This is a genomic window from Caballeronia sp. M23-90 (assembly GCF_053574605.1).
In genome coordinates this window covers 1-9616 of the sequence record NZ_JBSIPA010000245.1, presented here as the reverse complement: position 1 = coordinate 9616, position 9616 = coordinate 1, and the positions used below count along the sequence as shown (strand labels likewise).

At 60.7% G+C, this 9616-nt stretch carries 8 protein-coding genes; 7 read left to right on the top strand and 1 reads right to left on the bottom strand.

From position 1 onward, the window contains the following. The 6 genes from ACRXB1_RS21790 to ACRXB1_RS21765 form a co-directional block, all read left to right on the top strand. On the top strand, nt 1–597 hold a 597-nt coding region (locus ACRXB1_RS21790; RefSeq protein WP_449493179.1), incomplete at its 5' end, for a phospholipase D-like domain-containing protein. A gap of 182 nt (nt 598–779) precedes the next feature. Then, nucleotides 780–1394, top strand: a complete 615-nt coding sequence (locus tag ACRXB1_RS21785) for a TetR/AcrR family transcriptional regulator (protein ID WP_062000674.1) — start codon at nt 780–782, stop codon at nt 1392–1394. A gap of 70 nt (nt 1395–1464) precedes the next feature. Next, complete coding sequence (locus ACRXB1_RS21780; protein ID WP_449493178.1) at nt 1465–3252, top strand: acyl-CoA dehydrogenase C-terminal domain-containing protein; 1788 nt, start codon at nt 1465–1467, stop codon at nt 3250–3252. Between the two features lie 75 nt (nt 3253–3327). Further along, nucleotides 3328–5763 carry a 3-hydroxyacyl-CoA dehydrogenase/enoyl-CoA hydratase family protein gene (locus ACRXB1_RS21775; RefSeq protein WP_449493177.1) on the top strand — a complete coding sequence of 812 codons (2436 nt, stop codon included), beginning with the start codon at nt 3328–3330 and terminating at the stop codon, nt 5761–5763. 26 nt (nt 5764–5789) lie between these two features. After that, entirely contained in the window at nt 5790–6989 is a 1200-nt protein-coding gene (locus ACRXB1_RS21770) for an acetyl-CoA C-acyltransferase (RefSeq protein ID WP_174364631.1), read from the top strand. A gap of 86 nt (nt 6990–7075) precedes the next feature. Further along, the gene (locus ACRXB1_RS21765; RefSeq protein WP_062169100.1) at nt 7076–7840 is read left to right on the top strand and encodes an enoyl-CoA hydratase; all 765 of its coding nucleotides are present in this window, start codon (nt 7076–7078) and stop codon (nt 7838–7840) included. A gap of 97 nt (nt 7841–7937) precedes the next feature. Here ACRXB1_RS21765 and fdhD read toward each other — a convergent pair whose 3' ends face one another. Continuing rightward, nucleotides 7938–8768, bottom strand: coding sequence for a formate dehydrogenase accessory sulfurtransferase FdhD (gene fdhD, locus ACRXB1_RS21760; RefSeq protein ID WP_449493176.1), 831 nt, complete (start codon nt 8766–8768; stop codon nt 7938–7940). 194 nt (nt 8769–8962) lie between these two features. On the opposite strand from fdhD, the gene ACRXB1_RS21755 reads away from it, so the two are divergent. Then, nucleotides 8963–9439: a nitrate reductase associated protein gene (locus tag ACRXB1_RS21755; RefSeq protein ID WP_061998414.1), complete on the top strand. Its 477-nt coding sequence runs from the start codon at nt 8963–8965 to the stop codon at nt 9437–9439. The last annotated feature ends 177 nt before the right edge of the window (nt 9440–9616 follow it).

Here is a 9616-nt window from a genome sequence, read left to right as displayed (position 1 = left end):
TTGATTCACGCCGTGGACCGGCCGTGCGTGGCGTTCGTCGCCCGCGATAACCTCCTGAATCGGCGGGCGATCGAAAAGGCGTACCTGGCGGCGATTTCGCACGCGGAAAAAGAAGTGATGCTGGCGAACCCGTATTTCATGCCGGGCCGCAAGCTGCGCCGCGCGCTGGTCCGCGCAGCACAGCGCGGCGTACGTGTGACGCTGGTGATCGGCAGGAAGGAGTTTGTCGCGCTCGACTATGCGACGCCGTTTCTGTATCGGAACTTGCTGAAATCGGGCGTGCGGATCGCGGAATACGAGAAAACCATGCTACATGGGAAAGTCGCCGTGGTGGATTCGAACTGGGCGACGGTCGGCTCGTCCAATCTCGACGCGCTCAGCCTCGTCTTGAACAACGAGGCGAACATGGTGCTCGTGAATCACGAGAACGAGATCGTGAAGTTGCGTGACGCGATCATTGCGGCCTACGAAGACGCCCGGCCGATCACGCTCGAACAATATGCGGCGCGTCCGGCCGGTGAGCGCCTGCTTAATTGGCTTGCCTACAACGCGTATCGCACGATGATGAAAATGCTCACCATCGGCCGCTACGATTGACGTGCTCGGGCCACTACCACTGGCTGCAAGGCCACAAACCGGCACAAACTTGAGCCGCGTCTAACGACGCGACGAAAAGTTAGACCCCGGTTTCTAATAAAAAGCTTGTTTCAGGAACGGTCGGCTACAATAATCGTACGGCCGTTCGATTTTATTTCGATTAAATGAAAACGGTAAAAATCATGCGAAAAGGCGAACAGACACGAGTCGCAATCCTCGACGCCGCGCTGGACCTGGCTAGCCGGGACGGACTCGAAGGTTTGACGATCGGCTTGCTGGCCGAACGGATGCAGATGAGCAAGAGCGGCGTGTTCGCGCATTTCGGCTCGCGCGAGGACCTGCAGGTCGAAGTAGTGAAGGAGTATCACCGCCGCTTTGAGGATGAAGTGTTTTACCCGAGCCTTCGCGAAGCACGCGGTTTGCCGCGTTTGCGTTCCATGCTCGCGCGCTGGATGGAAAAGCGCATCGAGGAGGTAACGACGGGCTGTATCTACATAAGCGGTGCGGTGGAGTACGACGATCGCGCCGACAGTGCAGTCCGCGAGCAACTGGTGCATAGCGTGACGATCTGGCGAGCAGCGCTTACGCGGGCGATCAACCAGGCGAAGGATGAGGGGCATTTGCGTGCGGATACAGATCCTGCGCTGATGCTTTTTGAACTCTATAGTTTCACGCTCGGTCTGCATCATGACGCGCGCTTCCTGCACTTGCCGGAGGCCGTGCAACTGACGCGGGACGCGCTGGAAAAAACGATTGTTTCGTATCAAAGCAACGGCCGCCAGGCGTCGACGAATTAGCAGCACGCGGTAGCACAGCGGATTCGGCGGCGCTCAGGGCCCAAGCTTCCTGGACACTTGGAGATGAAGAATGGGACAGTACACCGCGCCGCTGCGTGACATGCAATTCGTGCTGCACGAGTTGCTCAACGTAGAAAACGAGGTCAAGAACATGCCCAAGCATGCGGATCTCGACGCCGACACGATCAATCAGGTTCTGGAAGAAGCCGGCAAGTTCTGCGCCGAAGTGCTCTTTCCGCTGAACCAGGTTGGCGATCGTGAAGGCTGCACGTACGAAGGCGATGGCATCGTGCGCACGCCGGCGGGCTTCAAGGAAGCCTATAAGCAATATGTTGAAGCTGGCTGGCCGGCTCTCGGTTGCGATCCGGAATACGGCGGCCAGGGCTTGCCGGCGTTCGTGAACAACGCGCTTTTTGAAATGCTGAACTCGGCGAACCAGGCCTGGACGATGTACCCCGGCCTCTCGCATGGCGCCTATGAATGCCTGCACGCGCACGGCGCGCCCGAGTTGCAGAAGGCCTATTTGCCGAAGCTCGTGGATGGCACCTGGACCGGCACGATGTGCCTGACCGAACCGCACTGCGGCACCGACCTCGGCATGCTGCGCACGAAGGCCGAGCCGAACGGCGACGGCTCGTACGCCATCAGCGGCACGAAGATCTTCATCTCCAGCGGCGAACATGATCTGGCCGAGAACATCGTGCACCTGGTGCTGGCTCGCTTGCCGGGCGCACCGAGCGGCACGAAGGGCATTTCGCTTTTCATCGTGCCGAAATTCATTCCAACCAATGCTGGCGCGCCGGGCGAACGCAATGGCGTGAAGTGCGGTTCCATCGAACACAAGATGGGCATTCACGGCAATTCCACGTGCGTGATCAATCTGGATTCAGCGAAGGGCTGGCTTGTCGGCGAGCCGAACAAGGGCTTGAACGCCATGTTCGTGATGATGAACGCCGCGCGTCTGGGCGTCGGCATGCAGGGGCTCGGACTGACGGAGATCGCGTATCAGAACTCGCTCACGTACGCGAAGGAACGCCTCCAAATGCGTTCGCTGACCGGTCCGAAAGCGCCGGAGAAAGGCGCTGATCCGATCATCGTGCATCCGGATGTTCGTCGCATGTTGCTCACGCAAAAGGCCTATGCCGAAGCGGGCCGCGCGTTCACGTACTGGGCGGCGCTCAACATCGACAAGGAACTGTCCCACGCCGACGAATCAGCGCGCAAGGACGCCGCCGATCTGGTCGCGTTGCTGACTCCGGTCATCAAGGCCTTCCTGACGGACAACGCGTTCGAAGGCACGAACATGGGCATGCAGATTTATGGCGGCCACGGTTTCATCTCCGAATGGGGCATGGAGCAATACGTTCGCGACGCCCGTATCAACATGATCTACGAAGGCACGAATTCGATTCAGGCGCTCGATTTGCTCGGCCGCAAGATTCTCGGCGACATGGGCGCGAAGCTGAAGAAATTCGGCAAGCTCGTCACGGACTTCGTGGAAGAAGAAGGCGTGAAGCCGGAGATGCAGGAGTTCATCAACCCGCTTGCGGATATCGGCGACAAGGTGCAGAAACTGACGATGGAAATCGGCATGAAGGCCATGCAGAATCCGGACGAAGTCGGCGCCGCTGCCGTGCCTTATCTGCGGACGGTCGGGCATCTGGTGTTCTCGTATTTCTGGGCGCGCATGGCGCGGATCGCGCTGGATAAAGAAGCCGAAGGCGATCCGTTCTACAAGGCGAAGCTCGCCACCGCGCGTTTCTATTTCGCCAAGCTGCTGCCTGAAACGGCATCGACGATCCGCGCCGCGCGCGCCGGATCGAAGACGCTGATGGAATACGACGAAGCCTTGTTCTAGGCCTCTTTTGCACTGCGCTACGTCTTCAGCGGACGTAGCGCATCGTCATACCGAATACCTCTCCCGGAGACAAACGTGAGCAATCTGAACATACGCAAGGTGGCGGTTCTCGGCGCCGGCGTCATGGGCGCGCAGATCGCTGCGCACCTGATCAACGCCCAGGTGCCGGTCCTGCTGTTCGACCTGCCGGCCAAGGAAGGTCCGAAGAACGGCATCGCGTTGAAGGCGATCGAGAATCTGAAGAAGCTGTCGCCCGCGCCGTTCGGCGTGAAGGACGACGCGCAATACATCCAGCCCGCGAATTACGACGACGACATCGCTGCGCTTGCGGAGTGCGACCTGGTGATCGAAGCGATCGCCGAGCGCATGGACTGGAAGCACGACCTGTACAAGAAGGTTTCGCCGTATATCGGCGAGAAGGCGATTTTCGCGACCAATACGTCGGGGCTTTCGATCACGGAGTTGTCGAAGGGTTTCTCGGACGAACTCAAAGCGCGTTTTTGCGGCGTGCACTTTTTCAATCCGCCGCGCTACATGCATCTGGTCGAGCTGATTCCGACCGATACCACGCAGCCGCAAATCCTCGATCAGCTCGAAACTTTTCTGACGAGCGTGGTCGGCAAGGGCGTCGTGCGCGCGAAGGACACGCCGAATTTCATCGCGAATCGCGTGGGTGTGTTTTCGATTCTTGCGGTAATCGCGGAAGCCGAGAAGTTCGGACTGCGCTTCGATGAAGTCGATGACCTCACCGGTGCCCGTCTTGGCCGCGCGAAATCGGCAACGTTCCGCACGGCGGACGTAGTCGGCCTCGACACCATGGCGCACGTCATCAAGACAATGCAGGACAACCTGCCCGACGATCCTTTCTTCCCGTTGTACGAAACCCCGGCCGTGCTTGCCGCGCTCGTGAAGAACGGCGCGCTGGGACAGAAATCGGGCGCGGGTTTTTACAAGAAGGAAGGCAAGGTCATCAAGGTGCTGGACCCGAAGACGGGAACGTACGTCGATGGCGGCGGCAAGGCCGATGAACTCGTCGGCCGCATCCTGAAGCGCCCGCCTGCGGAACGCCTCAAGCTCCTGCGCGAATCGCAGCATCCTCAGGCGCAATTCCTGTGGTCCATTTTCCGCGATGTGTTTCATTACATCGGCGTGCATCTTGAATCCGTTGCGGACAACGCGCGCGATATCGATCTCGCGATTCGCTGGGGTTTCGGCTGGAACGAAGGTCCGTTCGAAGGCTGGCAATCGGCCGGCTGGACGCAAGTCGCGCAATGGGTGAAAGAAGATATCGATGCAGGCAAGGCGCTGTCGAAGGCGCCGTTGCCGTCGTGGGTATTCGACGGCCCCGTCGCCGAGAAGGGAGGCGTGCATACCGCGGAAGGATCGTGGTCGCCGAGTGCATCGAAATTCATTCCGCGTTCATCGCTCGATGTCTACAAGAAGCAGGTTTTCCGCGCGCCGCTGCTTGGCGAAGCGGGCGCCGATCCGAAAACCTACGGCAAGACGCTGTTCGAAACCGATGCCGTGCGCGCCTGGGTCGATGACCGCGCGGGCGAAGACGATGTCGTGATCGTATCGTTCAAGAGCAAGATGAACACGATCGGGCCGGCGGTGATCGAAGGCCTGACGAAGGCGATCGAAATTGCCGAAGCCGATTACAAGGGCGTCGTGATCTGGCAAACGTCGGCGTTGAAGCTCGGCAATCCGGGCGGCGCGTTCTCGGCCGGCGCGAACCTCGAAGAAGCGATGCCCGCGTTCATGATGGGCGGCGCGAAGGGGATCGAACCGTTTGTGAAGAACTTCCAGCAGGGCATGTTGCGCGTGAAGTACGCGAGCGTGCCGGTGGTCGCGGCCGTGTCGGGCATTGCGCTTGGCGGCGGATGCGAACTCGCGCTGCATTCGGCCAAGCGTGTTGCACACATCGAAAGTTACATGGGGCTGGTGGAAGTGGGCGTGGGTCTGGTGCCTGCCGGCGGCGGCTTGAAGGAAGCGGCGTTGCGTGCAGCGACTGCCGCCAGCGCCGTCAACGCAACCAGCGACCTCCTGAAATTCCTGCAGAAATCGTTTGAGAACGCAGCGATGGCGAAGGTTTCGGCATCGGCACTGGAAGCGCGTTCGATGGGTTATCTCAAAGCGTCCGACACGATCGTTTTCAACGTGCACGAATTGCTCGATATCGCGAAAAAGGAAGCGCGTGCTTTGAGCGCTGCCGGGTATCGCGCGCCGTTGCGGGTTACACAGGTGCCGGTGGCAGGACGCTCGGCGATCTCGACCATCAAGGCGTCGCTCGTGAACATGCGCGATGGCCGCTTCATCAGCGATCACGATTTCCTGATCGCGAGCCGTATCGCAGAAGCGGTCTGCGGCGGAGACGTGGAAGCAGGCAGTCTCGTCGATGAAGAATGGTTGCTGGCGCTCGAACGTCGTGCATTTGTCGAGTTGCTCGGCACCGCGAAGACGCAGGAACGGATCATGGGCATGTTGCAAACCGGCAAGCCGGTTCGTAACTAGGCGCGTACGGGACAAAGGAGTTGCAAATGAGCAAACAAGTGCAGGACGCATACATTGTCGCCGCGAGCCGGACGCCTATCGGCAAGGCGCCGCGCGGGATCTTCAAGAACACGCGCCCGGACGAGCTGCTGGTCCACGCGATCCGTTCAGCGGTCGCGCAAGTGCCCGGGCTGGATACGAAGCTGATCGAAGACGCAATCATCGGATGCGCCATTCCCGAAGGCGAGCAAGGACTGAACGTGGCGCGTATCGGCGCGTTGCTGGCCGGCTTGCCGAACACCGTTGGCGGCGTGACCGTGAACCGGTTCTGCGCATCGGGCGTGACCGCGCTGGCAATGGCCGCCGACCGGATTCGTGTAGGTGAATCCGACGTGATGATCGCCGGCGGATGTGAATCGATGAGCATGGTGCCCATGATGGGCAACAAGCCGTCGCTGTCGCCGCATATCTTCGATCGCGATGAGAACGTCGGCATTGCTTACGGCATGGGTCTGACGGCCGAACGCGTGGCCGAACGCTGGAAGATCAGCCGTGAAGCGCAGGATGCGTTCTCGGTGGAATCGCATCGGCGTGCCTTGGAAGCGCAGCGTACCGGCGAGTTCAACGATGAAATCTCCGCGTTCACGCTCAACGAACGGTTCCCGGACCTGGCGACGGGCGAGATTCGCGTCAATGCGCGCGAGATCAAGAACGACGAAGGCCCGCGTCAGGACACGACCATGGAAGGGCTCGCGAAGCTGCGCCCCGTCTTCGCCGCGAAGGGTTCGGTCACGGCGGGCAACAGCTCGCAGACATCCGATGGCGCCGGCGCATTGATCGTGGTCAGCGAGAAAATCCTGAAGCAATTCAACCTGACGCCGCTCGCGCGCTTCGTGAGTTTCGCGGTGCGTGGCGTGCCGCCGGAGATCATGGGCATCGGGCCGAAGGAAGCGATTCCGGCGGCGTTGAAAGCGGCAGGTCTGACGCAGGACGATATCGACTGGATCGAGCTCAACGAAGCGTTTGCAGCGCAATCGCTGGCGGTGATCCAGGACCTGGGGCTCGACCCGTCGAAGATCAATCCGCTTGGCGGCGCGATCGCGTTGGGCCATCCGCTCGGCGCAACGGGCGCCATTCGTGCCGCAACGGTCGTGCATGGTTTGCGCCGGCGCAACCTGAAGTACGGCATGGTGACCATGTGCGTGGGAACGGGCATGGGCGCGGCGGGCATTATCGAACGGATGTAACGGTCAACGCGGCTTATCCGTAGAAGCATAACGACGGTTCGCGTGCCTTTTCGGTCCGCGAACCGTTTTTCATTCAGGAGACGAGAATGGACATCATCACGGAACACATCGACGGCGTCTTGAGCATCACGATCAACCGCCCGGCGCGCAAGAACGCGCTGACGGCCGAGATGTATCAGACTATGGCCGATGCTTTCTTCGATGCCGAAAACGATCCCGCCGTGCGCGTGGTGCTGATCCGCGCCGCGGGCGATACGTTCAGCGCGGGCAATGATCTCGAAGACTTCATGAAGGCGCCGCCCTCGAAGCCGGACGCGCCGGTGTTCCAGTTCCTGCGCCGCATCAGCACGGCCCAGAAGCCGGTCGTGGCGGCGGTAAGCGGCGGAGCAGTCGGTATCGGTACGACGATGCTGCTGCACTGCGACCTGGTCTACGCGGCATCGACGGCCAGGTTCGTGCTGCCGTTCGTGAACCTCGGGCTGTGTCCGGAAGCGGCGTCGAGCCTGCTTTTGCCGCGCATTGCGGGGTATCAGCGTGCCGCTGAAAAGCTGCTGCTCGGCGAGCCATTCGACGCAAGCGAAGCCGCGAACATGGGGATCGTGAACCGGGTTTTATCGGCGGAAGAAGTGGGCGACTTTGCGTTTGCGCAGGCGAGGAAACTCGCGGCGTTGCCGCCGGCATCGCTGAAGGCGACCAAGGCGTTGATGAAGGGCGGTCAGGCCGACGAAGTCAGCACGCAGATGGCGAAAGAAGCGGGATTTTTTGCGAGCATGCTGACCGCGCCCGAAGCGAAAGAGGCGTTCACGGCGTTCTTCGAAAAGCGCAAGCCGGATTTCAGCCAGTTCAACTGATCGGAAGGGCGCGTATCAAGCGTTGAGCACGCGCCCGTTGAGCACGCGCCGTTAAGCACGCGCCGTTAAGCACGCGTCGTTAAGCACGCGCCCCCGTTCAGCCCGCGCCGTACTCCACGAACCCGTTCTCGCGTGCAAAACTGACGAGCCGCAATCCCGCCTTTTCCGCGATGGAAATCGCCAGCGAAGTAGGCGCGGATATCGTCACAAGCATGGGTACGCCGACGCGCGCCGACTTGCGCACGAGCTCGTAGCTCGCCCGGCTCGACAGGAACACGAAGCCTTGCGTGGTATCCACGCGCTGCAGTACGAGATGGCCGATCAGCTTGTCGAGCGCATTGTGGCGGCCGACGTCTTCGAATGCGTATTTGACGGCGCCGGTTTCGTCGCACCATGCGGCTGCGTGCAATCCGCCCGTCAACTTCGATAACCCCTGGTGCGCCGGCAGCTCACGCGCGGCATGGGCGATGGCGTCATCGGCGAGACGCTGGAGAAAGCCGGTATCCGGCACGCGTTCCGGTTGCAGATCCAGCAAATCGATACTTTCGATCCCGCACACCCCGCAACCGGTCCGCCCGGCGAGCGCACGGCGTTTCTGCTTCAACGCGACAAACGCCTGCTGCACCACTTGCAGATGCACTTCCGCGTGTGGCAGCGTATTGCCCTCGGGATTGTGAAAAAACACCTCGATGTCGTGAATGTCGCTGCCGCGCTCCACGATCCCTTCGGTCAGCGAAAAGCCCACCGCAAAGGCTTCCAGATCACGCGGCGTGCACATCATCACGGCGTGGGAAATACCGTTGTAGACGAGCGCGACGGGCCATTCCTGGCCGACGTCGTCGGCGGTCTCGCGAATCTCGCCCAGCCGGTGACGCCTGACGTGGCGTTCCACGTAGCCGGGTTGATCGTCGATATCCGTGTCATTCATGATCTGGCTCTCTTGCTAATTGCTTACGATGTCGCGTTTTAGCCGCGGCTTATCAGAATTTATAAGAGAAATCCGGGCATAACGCTTGCTGCTTTATGGTGCAACAGACACACTACAAGCCGTTCAAGGCCCTACGATAACCCACAGCGGCCTCACTCGCTTCCCTTGACCCTCTTGCCCACGAGGCACTCGCCATGGCACTTTACGACGCTCCGCGCCTGTTCGGATTCGAACTGGAGTCGACTGAGAACCTGAGCTTCATCCCGCTCGTCGTGCGTTTTAATCTGGATCGCTTCGGTCAGCGCATTTCCCTCGACGACTGGCGCCGTCTCCCGCACAGCGACCGCGAACTGCTTGCGCGCTTTCCGGTGGAGGACGACGCGGCGATCGAACCCGCGTTCGATCAGGCCATCGCCGAAATGCTGCGTACTCACGCCGATTCGAAACCCGGGACTTTCGCGCCCGACAGCGACCCGATCTGGGCGCACACGGACGTCGTGCCGGAAAGCGTGATCCGCCAGAGCAGCTTGTGCGGTATCGGTTCGCCGAGTCTTGGCCGTTGGTCCGAGCTGTCGGCCTTCCAGCGCTACGCGCTCGCGAAACTCTCGCGCAAGAGCGAGGTGAACCACGATTTCGTCCCCGCCATGAAAGAGTTTGGCCTGGCTGATTAAGCGCCTGCTCTAAATTCCCGCGTTTCCCCGCCGATAACCTGTATTCGAACCGACGACTCGCGTTTCATTCCCTCGAGCGCGCGTCGTGACGGTTATCGGAACCATGAAATCACTCTTTTCGCGCCGTCTGCTGGTCAACATCGCGGTCGTCCTCGTGGCGATGGGCGCGAACGCGTT

Excerpts from the sequence above, each read along its gene's own strand:
- ACRXB1_RS21755 (WP_061998414.1), top strand. The coding sequence starts at position 8,963 with ATGGCACTTTACGACGCTCCGCGCCTGTTCGGATTCGAACTGGAGTCG.
- ACRXB1_RS21780 (WP_449493178.1), top strand. The coding sequence starts at position 1,465 with ATGGGACAGTACACCGCGCCGCTGCGTGACATGCAATTCGTGCTGCAC.
- ACRXB1_RS21785 (WP_062000674.1), top strand. The coding sequence starts at position 780 with ATGCGAAAAGGCGAACAGACACGAGTCGCAATCCTCGACGCCGCGCTG.
- ACRXB1_RS21770 (WP_174364631.1), top strand. The coding sequence starts at position 5,790 with ATGAGCAAACAAGTGCAGGACGCATACATTGTCGCCGCGAGCCGGACG.
- ACRXB1_RS21765 (WP_062169100.1), top strand. The coding sequence starts at position 7,076 with ATGGACATCATCACGGAACACATCGACGGCGTCTTGAGCATCACGATC.
- fdhD (WP_449493176.1), bottom strand. The coding sequence starts at position 8,768 with ATGAATGACACGGATATCGACGATCAACCCGGCTACGTGGAACGCCAC.